General features: G+C 68.4%; 15 protein-coding genes and 1 riboswitch. Of the genes, 10 read left to right on the forward strand and 5 right to left on the reverse strand.

Annotated elements, in window-relative coordinates; all coding sequences use genetic code 11:
• Nucleotides 1-6: 6 nt before the first annotated feature.
• Nucleotides 7-3,393, reverse strand: coding sequence for a pyruvate carboxylase (locus TPAU_RS04665; protein ID WP_013125610.1), 3,387 nt, complete (start codon nt 3,391-3,393; stop codon nt 7-9).
• A gap of 464 nt (nt 3,394-3,857) precedes the next feature.
• On the opposite strand from TPAU_RS04665, the gene TPAU_RS04670 reads away from it, so the two are divergent.
• A complete protein-coding gene (locus TPAU_RS04670; RefSeq protein ID WP_013125611.1) occupies nt 3,858-5,741 on the forward strand; it encodes an alpha/beta hydrolase in 1,884 nt (627 codons plus the stop codon).
• On the opposite strand, the gene TPAU_RS04675 is transcribed toward TPAU_RS04670, so the two are convergent.
• Nucleotides 5,742-6,206: a tRNA (cytidine(34)-2'-O)-methyltransferase gene (locus tag TPAU_RS04675; RefSeq protein ID WP_013125612.1), complete on the reverse strand. Its 465-nt coding sequence runs from the start codon at nt 6,204-6,206 to the stop codon at nt 5,742-5,744.
• A gap of 51 nt (nt 6,207-6,257) precedes the next feature.
• Nucleotides 6,258-6,836, reverse strand: coding sequence for an HdeD family acid-resistance protein (locus TPAU_RS04680; protein WP_013125613.1), 579 nt, complete (start codon nt 6,834-6,836; stop codon nt 6,258-6,260).
• A gap of 87 nt (nt 6,837-6,923) precedes the next feature.
• Here TPAU_RS04680 and TPAU_RS04685 point away from each other — a divergent pair, with 87 nt between their 5' ends.
• The 3 genes from TPAU_RS04685 (at nt 6,924) to TPAU_RS21765 (ending at nt 9,636) form a co-directional block, all read left to right on the forward strand.
• A complete protein-coding gene (locus tag TPAU_RS04685) occupies nt 6,924-7,790 on the forward strand; it encodes a bifunctional methylenetetrahydrofolate dehydrogenase/methenyltetrahydrofolate cyclohydrolase (protein ID WP_041944715.1) in 867 nt (288 codons plus the stop codon).
• Nucleotides 7,790-8,104 carry a DUF3017 domain-containing protein gene (locus tag TPAU_RS04690; RefSeq protein WP_013125615.1) on the forward strand — a complete coding sequence of 105 codons (315 nt, stop codon included), beginning with the start codon at nt 7,790-7,792 and terminating at the stop codon, nt 8,102-8,104. Before TPAU_RS04685 ends, TPAU_RS04690 begins: the two co-directional genes overlap by 1 nt.
• 125 nt (nt 8,105-8,229) lie before the next feature.
• On the forward strand, nt 8,230-9,636 hold the full coding sequence (locus TPAU_RS21765) for a hypothetical protein (protein ID WP_013125616.1): 1,407 nt from the start codon (nt 8,230-8,232) through the stop codon (nt 9,634-9,636).
• Here the strand turns inward: TPAU_RS21765 and metX are convergent.
• Nucleotides 9,633-10,712 (reverse strand): homoserine O-acetyltransferase MetX, encoded by a 1,080-nt coding sequence (metX, locus tag TPAU_RS04705; RefSeq protein WP_086012716.1) that lies wholly within the window; start codon nt 10,710-10,712, stop codon nt 9,633-9,635. The genes TPAU_RS21765 and metX overlap by 4 nt on opposite strands.
• Before the next feature lie 83 nt (nt 10,713-10,795).
• A riboswitch (SAM riboswitch) is annotated at nt 10,796-10,916 on the reverse strand.
• A gap of 157 nt (nt 10,917-11,073) precedes the next feature.
• On the opposite strand from metX, the gene TPAU_RS04710 reads away from it, so the two are divergent.
• From TPAU_RS04710 to TPAU_RS04735, 6 genes are read left to right on the forward strand one after another with little or no spacing between them, the layout of a single operon-like run.
• Complete coding sequence (locus tag TPAU_RS04710) at nt 11,074-12,219, forward strand: MFS transporter (protein ID WP_041944289.1); 1,146 nt, start codon at nt 11,074-11,076, stop codon at nt 12,217-12,219.
• A 10-nt stretch (nt 12,220-12,229) separates the two neighbouring features.
• A complete protein-coding gene (locus TPAU_RS04715) occupies nt 12,230-12,685 on the forward strand; it encodes a guanyl-specific ribonuclease (protein ID WP_013125619.1) in 456 nt (151 codons plus the stop codon).
• Nucleotides 12,682-13,113 (forward strand): barstar family protein, encoded by a 432-nt coding sequence (locus TPAU_RS21770; protein ID WP_013125620.1) that lies wholly within the window; start codon nt 12,682-12,684, stop codon nt 13,111-13,113. The genes TPAU_RS04715 and TPAU_RS21770 overlap by 4 nt, the downstream gene beginning before the upstream one ends.
• Complete coding sequence (locus tag TPAU_RS04725) at nt 13,110-13,928, forward strand: exodeoxyribonuclease III (protein ID WP_013125621.1); 819 nt, start codon at nt 13,110-13,112, stop codon at nt 13,926-13,928. Before TPAU_RS21770 ends, TPAU_RS04725 begins: the two co-directional genes overlap by 4 nt.
• 23 nt (nt 13,929-13,951) lie before the next feature.
• On the forward strand, nt 13,952-14,977 hold the full coding sequence (gene trpS / locus TPAU_RS04730; RefSeq protein ID WP_013125622.1) for a tryptophan--tRNA ligase: 1,026 nt from the start codon (nt 13,952-13,954) through the stop codon (nt 14,975-14,977).
• A gap of 30 nt (nt 14,978-15,007) precedes the next feature.
• On the forward strand, nt 15,008-16,006 hold the full coding sequence (locus TPAU_RS04735) for a YhjD/YihY/BrkB family envelope integrity protein (RefSeq protein WP_013125623.1): 999 nt from the start codon (nt 15,008-15,010) through the stop codon (nt 16,004-16,006).
• A gap of 19 nt (nt 16,007-16,025) precedes the next feature.
• Here the strand turns inward: TPAU_RS04735 and TPAU_RS04740 are convergent, their stop codons facing one another.
• Nucleotides 16,026-17,489, reverse strand: a complete 1,464-nt coding sequence (locus tag TPAU_RS04740; protein ID WP_049825936.1) for an APC family permease — start codon at nt 17,487-17,489, stop codon at nt 16,026-16,028.
• Nucleotides 17,490-17,499: the final 10 nt, after the last annotated feature.

Below are 17,499 nucleotides of genomic sequence, written 5' to 3' on the forward strand. Positions count from 1 at the left end.
GAGGGGTCAGCCTTCGATCACGGCGACCAGGTCACCGCCGTCGACCTGGGTGGGTCCGGCGAGCGCGACTCTGGTGATGGTGCCTGCGGTGGGTGCGGTGATCGCGGCTTCCATCTTCATGGCTTCGATGGTGGCGATCTGATCGCCTACGGTGACGGTGGATCCCGCGTGCACCGTGGGGGTGACCACCCCGGCGAAGGGGGCCGCCACGTGGCCGGGGTTGGTCTTGTCGGCGCGTTCGGCGGCGGGCACGTCGGCCTGTACTGCGCGATCGCGGACGGCGACGGTGCGCAACTGGCCGTTGAGTGTGCACACCAGTGTCCGGTTGCCGTGTTCGTCGGGCTCGCCGACGCCGTCGAGTGTGATCAGCAGTTCTTTGCCGGTGGCGAGTCGGACGCGGTGCTCTTCGCCTTGGCGTAGGCCGTAGAGGAACTGGTTCGTCGAGAGTTTGGAGACGTCGCCGAATTCCGTCTGGTGTTCGGTGAATTCGCGCATCGGCCCGGGGAACAGCAGGCGGCTCAGGGCTGCGCGGCGCTGCTGCGATGTTCCGGTCAGCTCGGCGGCCTCGTCGGCGGGGACGTCGCTGACAGGTGCGGCGTCGGCGCGGCCCTGCAGGGCGCGGGTGCGCAGCGGCTCGGGCCAGCCTCCGGGTGGGGTGCCCAGCTCGCCGCGCAGGAACCCGATCACCGAATCGGGGATGTCGTAGCGGGCGGGGTCGGCGGCGAACTCCTCCGCGGAGACTCCGGTGCCCACCAACGCGAGCGCCAGATCACCCACGACCTTCGATGACGGTGTCACTTTCACCAGCCGGCCGAGCATGCGATCGGCTGCGGCGTAGGCGTTCTCGATGTCCTCGAACCGTTCCGCCAGGCCGAGCGCACCGGCTTGCTGCCGTAGGTTCGACAGTTGCCCGCCGGGGATTTCGTGGTGGTAGACCCGTCCGGTGGGGGCCCGGAGACCGGATTCGAACGGGGCGTACGCGCCGCGTACCGCCTCCCAGTAGGGCTCCAGCGCGCACACCGCGTCGAGGTCGATCCCGGTGTCGCGCTCGGTGTTCGCGGTCGCGGCGACGATCGACGACAGCGAGGGCTGGCTGGTGGTACCTGACAGCGGCGCGGCGGCACCGTCGACGGCATCGGCGCCGGCCGTCCACGCCGCCAGGTAGGTGGCGAGCTGCCCGCCCGGGGTGTCGTGAGTGTGCACGTGCACGGGGAGGTCGAACTCCTTGCGCAGCGCCGTCACGAGCGTGGTTGCGGCGGCGGGGCGCAGCAGCCCGGCCATATCCTTGATCGCCAGGATGTGCGCGCCCGCGGTGACGATCCGCTCGGCGACGGCGAGGTAGTAGTCGAGCGTGTACAGAGTCTCGCCGGGGTTCGACAGGTCGCCGGTGTACGAGAGGGCACCCTCCGCGACCGCCGTGCCGGTGGCCAGGACCGCTTCGATCGCGGGCCGCATCTGCTCGACGTCGTTGAGTGCATCGAAGATCCGGAAGATGTCCACCCCGGTCGCGGCTGCCTCCGCCACGAAGGCGTCGGTCACCTGCTGCGGGTACGGGGTGTACCCCACGGTGTTCCGCCCGCGCAGCAGCATCTGTAGGCAGATGTTCGGCATCTCCTCGCGGAGCGTGGCGAGCCGCTCCCAGGGGTCCTCGTGCAGGAATCGCAGCGCCACATCGTAGGTGGCGCCGCCCCATGCCTCCACCGAGAGCAGCTGCGGGGTCAGCCTTGCCTCGTACGGGGCGATGGCGGCCAGCGCGGAGGTGCGCACCCGGGTGGCGAGGAGCGACTGGTGCGCGTCGCGGAAGGTGGTGTCGGTAACCGCGAGTGCCGTTTGTGCTCGCAGATCGGCCGCGAACCCCGCCGGACCGAGCGCGGAGAGCCGCTGCTTGGAACCGTCCGGTGCGGGCGCCGCGAGGTCGACGGCCGGAAGTTTGTCGACGGCGTAGACCTTGGTCGGGCGATCACCGTGCGGCTTGTTCACCGTGACATCGGCGAGGTAGCGCAGGATCTTGCTGGCCGAGTCCGAAGATCCACGCGCGGTCAGCAGCTCGGGCCGCTGCTCGATGAACGATGTGGTCACCACACCGGCGACGAAATCCGGATCGGCCAGCACCGCTTGGAGATAGGGGATGTTGGTCGCTACACCGCGGATCCGGAACTCGGCGAGGGCGCGGCGTGCGCGCACGATCGCCGTCTCCCGATCGCGACCGCGAGTGGTGAGCTTGACCAGCATCGAATCGAAGTGCGGGCTGATCTCCGCGCCCACCGACGTACCGCCGTCCAGGCGGATACCGGCGCCGCCCGGAGTGCGGTAGGCGCTGACGCGGCCCGTGTCCGGACGGAACCCGTCGGTCGGGTCTTCGGTCGTGATGCGGCATTGCAGCGCCGCGCCGTTGAGCCGGATCGCATCCTGCGACAGGCCCAGCTCCGCCAGTGTCGCGCCAGCCGCGATGCGCAGCTGCGCGGCCACCAGATCCACATCGGTCACCTCCTCGGTCACCGTGTGCTCCACCTGGATCCGCGGATTCATCTCGATGAACACGTGCCGGCCCTGCGGATCGACCAGGAACTCGACCGTGCCCGCGCAGCTGTAACCGATCGACCGGGCGAAGTTCACCGCATCGGCGCACAGGCGCTCGCGCAACGCCTCCGAGATGTTCGGCGCCGGCGCCATCTCGATCATCTTCTGATGCCGCCGCTGCAACGAACAATCCCGCTCGAACAGGTGGATCACGTTACCCGCGGTATCGGCCAGGATCTGCACCTCGATATGCCGCGGATCGATCACCGCCTCCTCGAGGAACACCGTCGGATCACCGAACGCCGATTCCGCCTCCCGCGAGGCGATCTCGACCGCATCGCGCAGATCCTCGATCGTGTTCACCCGGCGCATACCGCGCCCGCCACCACCGGCGACCGCCTTGACGAACACCGGGAACTGCATGCCCTGCGCGGCGGCGATCAGCGTGTCCGGATCGGCCGACGGCGCCGATGAGTCCAACACCGGCAGCCCCGCCGTTCGCGCCGCGGCTATAGCGCTCGCCTTGTTACCGGTCAGCTCCAGCACCTCCGTCGGGGGCCCGACGAACGTGATCCCCTCGACGGCACAGGCAGCAGCCAGCTCAGGGTTCTCCGAGAGGAACCCATAACCGGGATACACGGCATCGGCGCCCGAGCGCTTGGCGGTCCGGACGATCTCCTCGACGCTGAGATACGCGCGCACCGGATGCCCCTCCACCCCGATCTGATACGCCTCATCCGCCTTCTGCCGATGCGGCGAGTTGCGGTCCTCATAGGGGTAGACGGCCACCGTCTTCGCGCCGCACTCCACCGCGGCACGAAAACCGCGAATCGCGATCTCACCCCGGTTGGCCACCAGGACCTTCTCGAACATCGTTACCGTCGGTCGGTCGTGGGCGAAGTCCGTCACCGTGTGCTCCCGTCATCGCGTGTGGTCCGGGCGGACGGTGCGCGGGATTCACGCACCGTTGAGGTGCTCTCGGTGATCTAGTGAGAGACCCGATCAATTCTAGCGGCGACGGCAGATATTGCCGGTTGAATGTGCAGTCGCCCCTCGTTACGAGAGTTATAAGAAGATAAAACATCCGATGAATACGGACGGTTCCGTTGCGGTGGGTGCGTGCGAGAACAGCGCCGAACGCCGTGACCAGGCGAACTCCGGATCGTTGTCGGCGGGCTGTCCCGTCGCGCCGCAGTACCAGCGATCCGGACAGCGGATGAATGTCTCCGGACGAACCGCCGGACAGCCGGATCGTTCGCTCTCCTTTGCAGGCGCAGCACAACCGTTCGGGGCATGGTTAGCTAACCCGGATACGTGACAGTGAACTGGGAGGTCGCATGAGCAAGGTCGACGAGTCGCCCGACGAGCCGGGCGGTACCGGCTCGGAGGTGCAGGCGGCAGCCGACGCCCCGAACGTGGTCGACGCGCCGAAGGCCGGCAAGCACGAACTCGCCGAACCCGACGACGCCGCGCCCGAAGCCGCCGCGGCTGCGGGGGAGAAGGCGCCGTCTACTGCTGCACAGGCGGAGGCCGAGAGCGTGCTCGACCGGTTCGGCTCGTGGTGGTCCGGTCGCTACACGTTCACCGGCACCGCTATCGGCCTGGTGTTCGTCTGGCTCTCACTGACGCCGTCGCTGCTGCCCCGTGGCCCGCTGTTCCAGAGCCTGGTGAGCGGCGGATCCGGCGCGATCGGCTACGGCATCGGCGTCTTCGCCGTGTGGCTGGTGCGGTTCATGCAGTCGAAGGACAGCAGTCCCAGGGCGCCGGCACGGTACTGGCTGGTACTGATCGGCATCGGCGTGCTCGGCACCATCGGCATGGTGGTCTGGTTCGACCGTTGGCAGGACGAGCTGCGCGACATGATGCAGACCGAACACCTGGTGCCGATCGACTACGTCGAGATCGCGGTGCTGTCGGTGGTGCTGCTCTACGTGCTGGTCGAGATCGCCAAGGGCATCCGCTGGGTGATCCGGTGGCTGATCGGACAGCTGAACAAGGTCTCGCCGCCGCGGGTCTCGGCCGTGGTGGCCGTGGCTCTGGTCCTGGTGCTCTCGGTGGGCATCATCAACGGCGTGGTCGTGCGCGGCGCGATGGACGCGATGAACACCACCTTCTCCAAGGTCAACCGTGAGGGCGGCAACGACCGCCCCGCCCCGACCAGCCCGCTGCGCTCCGGTGGCCCCGGATCGCTCGTCAGCTGGCCGTCGCTGGGCAAGCAGGGACGGATCTTCGTCTCCAATGCGCAGACGGTCGAGCACCTGAGCGCCTTCAACGGTGCCCCGGCGATGGAGCCGATCCGTACCTACGCTGGTCTCGGGTCGATCGATGCGTCGGATCCGAACCGGTACAAGGTGATCGCCGAACAGGCCGCGAACGAGCTGGAGCGCACCGGCGGACTGCAGCGCAAGATCGTCGCCGTGGCGACGACCACCGGCACCGGCTGGGTGAACGAGGCCGAAGCCGGCGCACTGGAGTACATGTACAACGGTGATTCCGCGATCGTGAGCATGCAGTACTCGTTCCTGCCGAGCTGGCTCTCGTTCCTGGTCGATAAGCAGAACGCGCTTCAGGCCGGACAGGCACTGTTCGAGGCCGTGGACAAGAAGGTCAAGTCGCTGCCCGAGGGGCAGCGGCCGAAGCTGGTGATCTTCGGAGAGAGTCTCGGCTCGTTCGGTGGAGAGGCTCCGTTCCTCTCGCCCAACAACATCCTGGCGCGGACCGACGGTGCGCTGTTCTCCGGCCCGACGTTCAACAACGAGATGTGGGTGCAGATGACCCGCCAGCGCGACGGCGGCTCGCCCGAGTGGCTGCCGGTGTACCAGCAGGGCGCCAACATCCGCTTCGCCGCAAGCGCAGAGGACCTCACCAAGCCCGAGCAGCCGTGGGCCTACCCGCGCGTGGTGTACCTGCAGCACGCATCCGATCCGATCGGTCGCTGGAAGCCAGAACTGGCCTTCAGCAAGCCGGATTGGATGCGTGAGAAGCGCGGTCCGGACGTTCTGTCCTCGGTCTCGTGGATCCCGATCGTGAGCTTCCTGCAGGTCTCGGCCGATATGGCGGTCGCTGTGAACGTGCCCGATGGGCACGGCCACAGCTACGTCAAGGCCGCAGCGGATGCGTGGGCGGCGATCCTGGAGCCCCCGGGCTGGAATCCGGAGAAGACGGCCCGGCTACGCCCGATCCTCAACAGCCAGACCGGTTACAACGAGCCGACCGGATAGTCAGACGCCGCCGTCGAAACCCTGCTGGCGCCATGCCTCGTAGGCGACCACGGCGGCGGCGTTCGACAGGTTCAGCGAGCGGCGCGACGCGAGCATGGGGATCCGCACGGACTCGGTGACGTGCGGATCGCCCAGCGCCTCGGGCGGCAGTCCCGTCGGCTCAGGGCCGAACATCAGGACATCGCCGGCGGAATAGGCGATCTCGTGGTGGTAGCGCCGCGCGTGCGCCGTGAAGGCGAACACCCGCTCGGGACGCAGGGCAGACCAGGCGGCCTCGAGGTCGGCGTGCACGCGCACGTGGGCTAGATCGTGGTAGTCGAGGCCGGCCCGGCGCAGCTTCGGTTCCGAGAGGTCGAAACCGAGCGGCTCCACCAGGTGCAGTTCGCACCCGGTGACCGCCGCAAGCCGGATCGCGTTCCCGGTGTTGGGAGCGATTCGCGGCTCGAAAAACAGAATGCGGAACACGGGTGACGATCCTGTCACCCGGGTTCCGCATTCATCGTCGGTGGGGGTCGATCAGCTCACGAAGTCGGACACGCGCTGCTCGAACTTGTTCGCCGCGCTGCGCAGCTGGAACGCCGAGATCACCTCGACGATGCCGATCGCGATGGCCCAGATACCGGAGATCAGCACCAGGATCTGCACCTCGTACGGATAGGAGACCAGCACGAAACCGCCCACGGCGGTGAGGATGCCGAGGATCACGACCCACACGCGGTTCGGCAGCGACTTGTTGGCGAATCCGATCGTGATCGACGTGATGCCGAAGAAGATCCAGCTGATACCGATCCAGATCCCGAGTACGGCGATCGAGTTGTAGATGTCATCGCGGAAGCAGAAGGCGCCCAGGATCAGCGACAGTGCGCCGCTGATCACCGCGAGCACCCGGTGCTGGGCTTCCCCGATGAGGCCGGCGATCACCTGGAAGATGCCGGTGAGGATCAAGAAGATGCCGAACAGGACGCCGACGACCAACGTGGTCGGACCCGGCCATACCGCGATGATCGCGCCCATGATGATCGACACGATGCCCAGGAACAGCGTGGTCTGCCAGGTGCTCTTGATGCCCTGCTGCAGGGGGTTGTTGGTAGTCATGGTTGTAGTATCGAACGAATTCCTCCTGGTTGCGACTCGAATCGGCTGAATACGTTGTGCACGTCCCCCATGGATAGACTGCTGGTCGTGACTGCGCGTGTTCTGGATGGCAAGGCGACCCGTGACGAGCTCTTCGAGCAGTTCCGGGCGCGGGTGGACGCCCTGCGGGCCCGGGGCGTGGCGCCCGGCCTCGGTACCGTCCTGGTGGGCGACGACCCGGGGTCGCACTCCTACGTCAAGGGTAAGCACGCGGACTGCGCCAAGGTCGGTATCGAGTCGATCCGGCGCGACCTTCCGGCCGACGTCTCTCAGGCGGAATTGGAGGCGGTGATCGACGGCCTCAACGCCGATCCCGCGTGCACCGGGTACATCGTGCAGCTGCCCCTGCCCAAGCATCTGGACGAGAACGCGATCCTGGAGCGGATCGATCCCGCCAAGGATGCCGACGGCCTGCACCCGACCAATCTCGGCAAACTGGTTCTCGGCGCCGAGGGACCGCTGCCGTGCACACCGCACGGGATCGTCTACCTGCTGCGGCGCTACGGCGTGGAGATCAACGGTGCCCACGTGGTGGTGATCGGTCGCGGAGTCACCGTGGGCCGGCCCATCGGGCTGCTGCTCACCCGGCGCAGCGAGAATGCCACGGTGACCTTGTGCCACACCGGCACTCGTGATCTCGCGGCCGAGGTGCGGCGTGCCGATATCGTTATTGCGGCCGCCGGCGTGCCCGGTCTGATCACCGCCGACATGGTCAAGCCCGGTGCGGCCGTGCTCGACGTGGGCGTCAGCCGCACCGACGAGGGCCTGCGCGGCGATGTCGCTCCCGGGGTCGCGGAGGTCGCCGGGTACCTCTCCCCGAACCCCGGAGGGGTGGGGCCGCTCACCCGCGCCTTCCTCCTGGGCAATGTGATCGACGCCGCCGAGCGCGATCTGGCCCGCGCGGACGGGGCGTAGTGACCGAGCCCGCCGTCGATCGGTACCGCCGCGCCCGCCTGGTGCGGGCGGTGGCGACCAACGCCGGGTACGCCGCGGTGATCGCCGTGCTCACCGTCGGCATGGTTCTGGTGGGGCTGGAGTACTGGCGCCGAGGTCTCGCGGTGTTCGGTGCCGGCACCGGACTCGCTGCAGTGCTCCGGGCGACGTTGCCGGACCGTCGGCAGGGCCTGCTGCGGGTGCGCAGCCGGTGGTTCGATACCACGGTACTGGCCGTCGCGGCGGTCGCGATCCTGGTCGTGACCTGGACGATCAGCACGCTCGGCACCAAGTAGGGCGACGACTGACAACCGGTGCTGTAACCACCGCATTCTAGATTTCACTATCGCGTATGTAACGATTCCGTATCGGGTACGATGTCTTGAGATAACGGACAGTTCGCCGCGTGATCGGAGGTGCCATGACCACCACGTCGTTCGGCGCGTCCATCGGTCGCGGCCCCGTGCACTGCGTCATGCTCGAACTCGACGATGGGCGCATCGTCGGCCAGCAGGCGCGCACCATCGATCCCGGCCCGTACCGACTCGGCCGCCGCAGCGACCTGTTGGCGTCTGGCTTCGATCTTCTCGTGGGGCACACCGAGGCGGCGGTCGATGCCTCCGCGGTCGCCGTGCGTACTCGCCGGGATCTGTTCGCGGCGAAACTCGGTACCCGTGGCGAGCTGCGCTCCGCGGAAGTGGTGCGCGAGGTCGACGCGGTACTCCGCGCACTCGACGACAGCGGCGTCATCGCGCGCTACGCGGTCGCTCTGGTCGCGGACATCGGCGCCGGGGGAATGCGCGTGCACACCATTGCCGACGGTGCCGTCGAGGACACCGCACGCACCACCGGGGTAGCTGTTTCGGGGGTCGAGCCGGGTCTTGGAACACCGGCTGCTGCAGCTGATTTCGTTCGCCGCGTGATCAAGGTTGCGGCAGTCCGGCCCGAAGCGATCGTGTTGATCGGCGGCGGCGCACAGCACGCCACCGTGCGCGAGGCCATCGGCGACGTGGCCGAGAGTAACGGACTCGAGGTGGTCGGCGTGGACGAGCCCGAGGCGCTCGCCGCGATCGGCGCCGCCCTGCTCGCCGCCGACCGGTTGACCGGCGCCGTGCCCGCGGCGCCCTCCCGATTGGGCTCCGGCCTCGGCGTACTCGGCGGCCACAGCGTGCGGCTCACCGCGGCGGTGCTCCCCGCCCTCGTGGTGGCCGCCCTGGCCTTCGCGGTTCTGGTCGCCACGTACGCCACCGGAATCATCGGTCCCACGGGCGATAGCACCGATCGCTCGCCGTCGCCCGCCTTCACCTCGTCGGACACGCTGCAGGGGGAGACGACGACCGAGGAGGTCCTCCCCACCACCACGTCGACCCTCGCCGGTGTCGACGTGCGGGTCAGTACCACCGCCCCCCAGGAGGTGCCGCGCGAAGAGGTCACGGTCCCGCCCGTGATGACGACCTTCGCCCCGCCTCCCACCGCGACGCAGCCCACCCGTGTTCCCGATCGCACCACGACCCGCCCGGTGCCCACCACGCCCGGGACGCCGTGGCCGACGGTGCTGCTGCCGACGCCGCCCACGGGGACCGGTACCCCGTCGTCGAGCACCGATCCGAGCGTTCCCGTCGCACCCACCACAGGCGGGGCAACGGGCACGCCCACAGTGCCATCCGGAACGCCGGAGGCGCCGCGAGGCCCCGCGGTGGGCGGTGGCGCAGCGCCGCGTGAGGGCATGCTGATGGCCCCGGAACAGAGCTCCTCGGTACCTCGGCAGCCCGCTCGCATCGAGGTGGTACCCGAGGCGGCGCCGACGGTGACGGCGCCGGCCGCCTAGCGCAGTCTGCGTGCCAGTTCCATGGTGGCGGTGAGCAGTTCGGCCACCGCATCCATCTCGGTGAGAAATCCGTCATGCCCGTCGCGCGAGTGCACCACTCGCAGCCCGTCGCAGCCCGGCATGAGGTCGGCGATCTCCTGCTGGAGCCGGAGCGGGTACAGCCGGTCGGAATCGATGCCGGCGACCACCACGGGGACCGGGCAGCCACGGAGGGCAGCCTCGACGCCACCCCGCCCACGACCCACGTCGTGGTGGTTGAGCACGGCCGAGAGCGTGACGTAGCTGCCGGCGTCGAACCGCCGCACCAGCTTCGCGGCCTGGTGCTCCAGATACGAGGTGACGGCGTACCGTCCGCCCGCCAGCGGATCCTCGTCGCCCTGCGGGGCATTGGCGAACCGCGTGTCGAGTTCGATCTCGGAGCGGTAGGTCAGGTGCGCGATCCGGCGCGCGATCCCCAGGCCGGCATCGGGTTCGGCGTCAGAATCGTGATAGTCGCCGCCTTGCCAGTTCGGATCCGAGGTGATGGCCTGGATCTGCGTGGTCTGAGTGCCGATCTGATCAGCGGTAGCGCGGGCGCCGACCGCGAGGATCAATGCAGTCCGTACTGAATCAGGATGACTGACAACCCATTCCAGGGCGCGGGCGCCGCCCATCGATCCGCCCGCGACAGCGGCGATCTGGCGAACGCCGAGAATACGCAGCAGTTCCAACTCGGATTCGACCTGATCGCGCACGGTGATCTCGGGGAATCGTGATCCATAGGCGCGACCGTCGGCGGCGATCGACGCCGGCCCCGTCGAACCGGAGCACCCGCCGAGCACGTTCACCGACAGCACGCACCACTCGTCCGTGTCCACGGCTGCGCCCGGGCCGATCAGCCCGTTCCACCAACCGGCTTGCGCATGGTCATCATCGGCGGGGCCGGCCACGTGGGAGTCGCCGGTGAGCGCATGCAATGTGAGCACGACGTTGTCGGCGGCCTCGTTGAGGGTGCCCCACCGCTGGAACGTGAGAGTCACATCGTCGAGCACCTCGCCCGACTCCAGGCGGAGCGAACCGATCCGCACCGACTGCATCGCGCCGTCGGGCACCCGGGCCCAGTCGCCAGAGGCGCTGTGAGCGGATCGATCTGCGGGGATGCTGATAGTCACCGAACCTCTTCTCGCGTTTGCCGCCCGACGGGGCTGACCGCCGAGAAACCTGGTCATCACCCGGGGCACCCCACCGCGGCGGAGGGTTGCCGGTCAGCAAGCCGGGGCTCCACGCTGACGCTCATGACCTCGTGTGCATCATAACGGAACGGTCCGCGGCCGCCCGGGGCCAGGGACGACGACGCTGTGAAGCGGTTCACACGTGCGATCGGGAACCAAAGCGCCCGCCGCGGCGTTACACCGCCGTGTGAACTCATCCACCCGCACTAGTCTTGCCGTCGGCGCGATGGCCCTCGGTGGCTTCGGCATCGGCACTACCGAGTTCGCGGCGATGGGTCTGCTGCCCGATATCGCGAGCGACCTCGGCGTCTCGGAGCCCGTCGCCGGCCATGTGATCGCCGCGTACGCGCTCGGCGTGGTGGTAGGTGCCCCGCTCATCGCCGCGGCGTTCGCGCGAGTCCAGCGCCGGACCCTGCTCATCGCACTCATGGTGGCCTTCACCCTGGGCAACACGCTCTCGGTGATCGCGCCGAGCTACCAGACCCTCGTGGCCGCGCGATTCATCGCAGGCCTGCCGCACGGCGCCTTCTTCGGCGTGGCCGCGCTCGTCGCCGCGCACCTCGCGGGACCAGCGGGCCGCGGGCGCGCGGTCGGCCAGGTACTCATGGGCCTGTCCGTGGCGAACGTGATCGGCGTCCCCCTCACCACCTGGCTCGGCGACGCGTTCGGCTGGCGCTCTGCACTCTCGGTGGTCGTGGTGATCGGCGCCGCCACGGTGATAGCGCTCCTGGTCTGGCTGCCCGCAGTGGACATCCCCGTCACCAACCCACTTACCGAGCTCGGTGCCCTGCGCCGCCCGCAGGTGTGGTTCGCGCTGCTCACCGGTGTCGTCGGTTTCGGTGGCATGTTCGCCGTCTACACCTACATCAGCACCACTCTGACCAGTGTCTCCGGCCTGGAGAAGTCCGCGGTGCCGTTCGTGCTCGCCGTGTACGGCGTGGGCATGGTGATCGGCAACGTGGTGGGCGGTCGCGCCGCCGACCACTCCGTGACCCGCTCGATCATCGCAACGCTCGCGCTGCTCGTCGTCCTGCAGGCGGTGTTCTCCGCGTTCGCTCCGGAGCCGGTCGCCGCGGTCTCCCTGTTCTTCCTGATCGGTCTCACCGCCTCGGCGTTGGTGCCTGCGTTGCAGACTCGACTGATGGACGTCGCCGGTGAGGCACAGACCCTCGCGGCCACGCTGAACCACTCCGCGCTCAACATCGCCAACGCGCTCGGCGCCTTCCTCGGCGGCGCGGTGATCACTGCGGGTTACGGCTACACGGCGCCCGCGCTGGTGGGAAGCGGCCTCGCCGTCGCGGGCCTGGCGGTGTTCGGCATCGGACTGCTCGCGGCGCGGCGCGCTCCGGAACCTGTCGGGGCCCGCCGGTAGGGTCGGGCCCATGCGAAGGATTCTCGCGCTGTGCGCGATCACCCTGCTCGCGGTGCTCGGCCTCACGGCCTGCGGCGCGTCGAGCCAGCCCTCAGCGGCGCCGGCGGGCTCCGCCTCGGCGTCCGCATCGCCGTCGCGATCGGCCACGGTCAAGCCGGGCGTCCCCACTCGCTCCGCGACGAACACCGCGGTACCGCAACGCGTCTCCGACACGCTCGCCAAGATCGACGCCGGTGACTGGCCGCCGCAGGACGGCTCCGGCACGCAAGGCGGCCGCACCTTCGGCAACTTCGAGAAGCGGCTCCCTGCCACCGGTGCAGACGGCACGAAGGTGCGCTATACCGAGTGGGACGTCAACATCAAGAAGCCGAACCGCGGGCGCGACGCCGAACGCATCGTCACTGGCTCCGACGGCAGCGCCTGGTACACCCTCGACCACTACGAGACCTTCACGAGGATCCGATGACCACACTCCCGCAGTTCTTGGCCTCCGGTTCCGGGGTGGCGCTCACCGGCGTCGACCTCGACAGCCTCAAGCAGCGCGAGCGGCCCCGCGTGCTCGTCGCCCGGGGCAGCCGCATGCGCACCAAGGCGGCCCTGCTGGACGAGGTGTCCGCCGTCCTGCAATTCCCGCTCGACTTCGGCGCCAACTGGGACGCCCTCGCCGACTGCCTGGGAGACCTGGGCTGGTTCGGTGGCCCCGCGCTGGTCGTGGTCGCGATCGCCGAGGCCGAGCAGGTCCTCGCCGACGAAGCCGGATCCTTCGACGTCTTCGTGTCGGTGCTCGCCGACCGCGGTGTGCAGGTGCTGCTGAGCACGGGCGACGATGCGGACGACGAGGCCGTCCGCTCCGCCTGGTCCGACGCCGGACTCACGGTGGCAGCGATCGCATGATCATCACCTCGATCAACGTCAACGGTATCCGCGCCGCCGTCAAGCAGCGGTCGGAGGAGAACCTGGGCATGCTGCCCTGGCTTCGCGAGACCAAGGCCGATGTGGTGGCGCTGCAGGAAGTACGCGCGACCCACAAGCAGTCGCTCGCCGCGCTGGCCCCGGCCCTGGACGAAGGGTGGCATCTCTCCGCGGCGGAATCGTCGACCGCCGGCCGCAACGGCGTGGCCGTCCTCTCCCGCCGCGAACCCGACGCCGTGCGTATCGGTTTCGGCAGCGCCGAATTCGACGAGACCGGCCGCTACCTGGAGGCCGACTTCGGCGACCTCACGGTGGGTTCGCTGTACCTGCCCTCGGGTGATGTGGGTACCGAGCGCCAAGACGAGAAGGACCGGTTCCGTGCGGAGTTCGGTGAGTACCTCGGCACGTTGGGGCGGCGCCGCCGCAAGGCGGTGGTGTGCGGCGACTGGAACATCGGCCACACCGAGCTGGATATCAAGAACTGGAAGGGCAACGTCAAGAACTCGGGCTTCCTGCCCGAGGAGCGTGCGTGGATGAGCACCTACATCGGTGCCGGTCGTCCGTTCACGGACGTGGTCCGTGAGCTGCACCCCGGCACCCCCGGCCCGTACGCCTGGTGGTCCTGGCGCGGTAAGGCCTTCGACAACGACTCGGGCTGGCGGATCGACCTCCAGATCGCTAACAACGCTCTCGCTCAGCACGCCACTGCGGCGCGGGTAGAGCGGGCCGAGGCCTATTCGTTGCGCTGGTCCGACCATGCGCCGGTGACGGTCGAATACTCCTGCGACATGCCGTAGCGGCCTCGTTAGACTGATCCACCGTGACTGAAACCGCCCCCACTCCAGCGAAGCGGCAGCGCGCGCTGTCCGGAATCCAGCCGACGTCGGACTCGTTCCACCTCGGCAACTACCTGGGCGCGGTGAAGCAGTGGGTGGATCTGCAGGACGAGTTCGAGACCTTCTACTTCATCCCGAACATGCACGGCATCACCACGCCGCACGATCCGAAGGTGCTGCGCGAGCGCACCGTCTTCGCCGTCGCGCAGCTGCTGGCGCTCGGCGTCGACCCGGAGCGGTCGACGATCTTCGTCCAATCGCAGATCCCCGAGCATGCCGAACTCAGCTGGGTGCTCAGCTGCATCACGGGCTTCGGCGAGGCCAGCCGGATGACGCAGTTCAAGGACAAGTCGGCGAAGAACGGTACCGACAGCTCGTCGGTGGGTCTGTTCACCTACCCGATCCTCATGGCCGCCGACATCCTGCTCTACCGTCCGCAGGTCGTCCCGGTCGGCGAGGACCAGCGCCAGCATCTGGAACTCACGCGGAACCTGGCACAGCGTTTCAACACCCGGTTCAAGAAGACCTTCGTGGTGCCCGAGCCCTACATCGTCTCGGGTACCGCCAAGATCTACGACCTGCAGAACCCCACCGCCAAGATGAGCAAGTCCGCGGAATCGGATGCGGGGCTGATCAGCATCCTCGATGAGCCCGCGGTGATCGCCAAGCGGGTGAAGTCGGCGGTCACGGACACCGAGCGCGAGATCCGATTCGACCGAGCGAACAAGCCCGGTGTCTCGAATCTGCTCACCATCGAGTCGGCGTTCACCGGCGCATCGATGGAGCAGCTCGAGGCCAAGTACGAAGGCAAGGGCTACGGCGATCTGAAGGCCGATGTGGCGGATGCCCTGGTCGACTTCGCCACGCCGTTGCGCGGCCGAGTACAGGAGTACCTCGACGACCGCACCGAACTCGGCCGGATCCTCGGCCAGGGCCGCGAGCGTGCCCGCGATATCGCCTCCCGGACCCTCGCCGATGTCTACGACAGGGTAGGGTTCCTGGCGCCCTAAGCGGTTGCAAACGCAGGAGGTCACCCGGGGATGCTCGACAAGTACCGCCAGCGCTGGCCATGGTTCGATCACCTCATGGCCGCGGCCGAGCGCTACCAGGACAAGAAGGGCGACTACTTCGGCGCCGGGATCACCTACTTCAGCGTTTTCGCACTGTTCCCGCTGGCCATGGTCGCTTTCTCGGTCGGTGGCTACGTGCTCATCAACGACGCCGAGCTGCTCGCCGAGCTGAAGATGGAGATCAACTCGGCGATCAGCGAGGAGAGCCTGCGCAAGTCGGTGAACGACCTGATCGACCAGGCCATCGGCTCGCGCGGCACCGTCGGCATCGTGGGTCTCGCGGGTGGGCTGTGGGCCGGGTTGGGCTGGATGTCCAACGTGCGTGCGGCGCTGACCGCGATGTGGGACAGCGACGTGCCGAAGCAGAACTTCGTCAAGACCAAACTGCAGGACCTCGGCGCCCTGGTGGGCCTGTTCGTGGTGATCGTCGCGTGCATCGCGCTGATGGCGGTGGGGAGCAGCCCGCTCACCGGCAAGATCCTCGCATCCATGGGCCTCGGCGATGTCCCCGGCCTGCAGGGTCTGGTCACCACCGCCACGGTGATCGTGACGCTCCTCGCCGGTTGGGCACTGTGGACCTTCGTGATCGCCAAGTTACCCCGGGTACAGTTCCCGTGGCGCAACGCGCTGCGCGCGGGCCTGCTGACCTCGGTGGCGTTCTACATCTTCATGCAGGTGGCGGCGCTGCTCATCGGCAACACCATGAAGGGGCCCGCCGGCGCGACCTTCGGGCCCATCCTCGGCATCATGCTGTTCATCTACTTCACCGCCCGGATCGTGCTGTTCGCCACCGCCTGGGCCGCGACGGATCCGCGCAACCAGCAGTACGTGATCCCGGCCGCTCCCGACCCGGTGGTGATCTCGCCGGTGATCCGGCAGGAGTCCGATCCGAGCCGTACCGTCGCCGCCGGGGCCGCGGGCCTGGTGGCCGGTCTCGGGCTCGGCGCGCTGGTCCGCCGCCGCCGCTGACGCCGCTCGCGCGGGCCGGTCAGTCCCGGGCGGCGTCTCGGGGCAACGTCCGCCCTCGGAAGAACGCGGGACGGTGTACGGCGCACGCGAGCATCAGGGGCACGCCGAGCACCAGCATGCCCACACCGAGCACGAAGACTCCGCCGATCCCGCCGATCGTGGTGGAGCCGTAGTCGGGCGCGATCATATCGACCGCGCTCTGCCCGAACGCCCACACCATCGTGAGACCGCCGAGCAGCGGGAAGATCAACCGCAGCACCACGTTCCGTACCGACCGGAACAGCGTCCGACGGAAGTACCAGACACACGCGAACGCAGTGATCGCGTAGTAGAAGGCCACCGCCAGCCCCAACGACGTGATCGAGTCCTCGAGCGCATTGCGGCTCACCAGCGACAGCGTGAGGTAGAACAGCAGTGCCGACGCGCCCATCACCACGGTGCCGAAGGACGGTGTCAGGTACTTCGGGTCGACTCGGGCGAACCGGTCGGGAACCGCCTTGTAGACGGCCATCGCGAGGGTCCCCCGGGCGGTGGGCAGCACCGTGGACTGTGTGGACGAGAGCGCCGAGATCGCGACGGTGAGCAGCAGCAACCCGGCGAGGACCGCCCCACCTACCGGCGCGCCCAGCACGGTGAGGACATCATCGCGATTCTCGGTGTTGTTCAAGCCGATCCCGGTGCTTCCGAAACCCGCGTAGGCCTGCACCGCCACGGCGACCAGGACGTAGGTGCCCAGCAGTACCACCGTGGAGAGCACGGCGGCGCGTCCCGGTGTGCTGGCCGAGCCCTTCGTTTCTTCTCCCACCGCGAGGCAGGCGTCCCAGCCCCAGTACAGGAAGATGCACAGGATGACCGCCGCGGCGATCTGCGAGGCGCTCAGCCCGGCCGGGCTGAGCCACGACCAGCTGGGCCGCACGGCTTGGGCGCCGGCGCGGCCGGAGTACACCAGCACCAGCGCGGCGGCCGCCGCGAACACCAGCACCGCGAACTGCACCGCCATCAGGACGTTCTGCAGCCGTTCGGAGACGACGATGCCGCGGTAGCTGACCCAGGTCATGGCCACGATCAGCACACAGCCCAGACCGGTCACCAGCCAGCGTGAATCGGCGAGTTCGGGCACCCCGAGGAAGCGCATGAGGTAGACCCCGGAGATCTCGGCCACGTTCGCCAGCACGATGATCGCGGAGACCGCCAGACCCCAACCGCCCATCCACCCGACCCACGGCCCGAAGGCCTTGCTGCCCCAGGTGAACGTGGTGCCGCAATCGGGTACGGCGTCGGCTAGTTCGCGGTACGCCACGGCCACCATGAGCATCGGAACGAAGGCCAGCGCGAACATCGCGGGTGATCGGTCGTGCACCGTGGCCACCACGTACCCGAGGGTGGCGGCCAGACTGTAGGCCGGTGCCGTCGACGATAGGCCGATGGCCATGTTGCCCAGCAGGCCCAGTGAATCCGAGCGCAGCCCCTTCGGGGGGACCATCGAGGTCACC

It is taken from the genome of Tsukamurella paurometabola DSM 20162 (assembly GCF_000092225.1).
GTDB classification, from domain to species: domain Bacteria; phylum Actinomycetota; class Actinomycetes; order Mycobacteriales; family Mycobacteriaceae; genus Tsukamurella; species Tsukamurella paurometabola.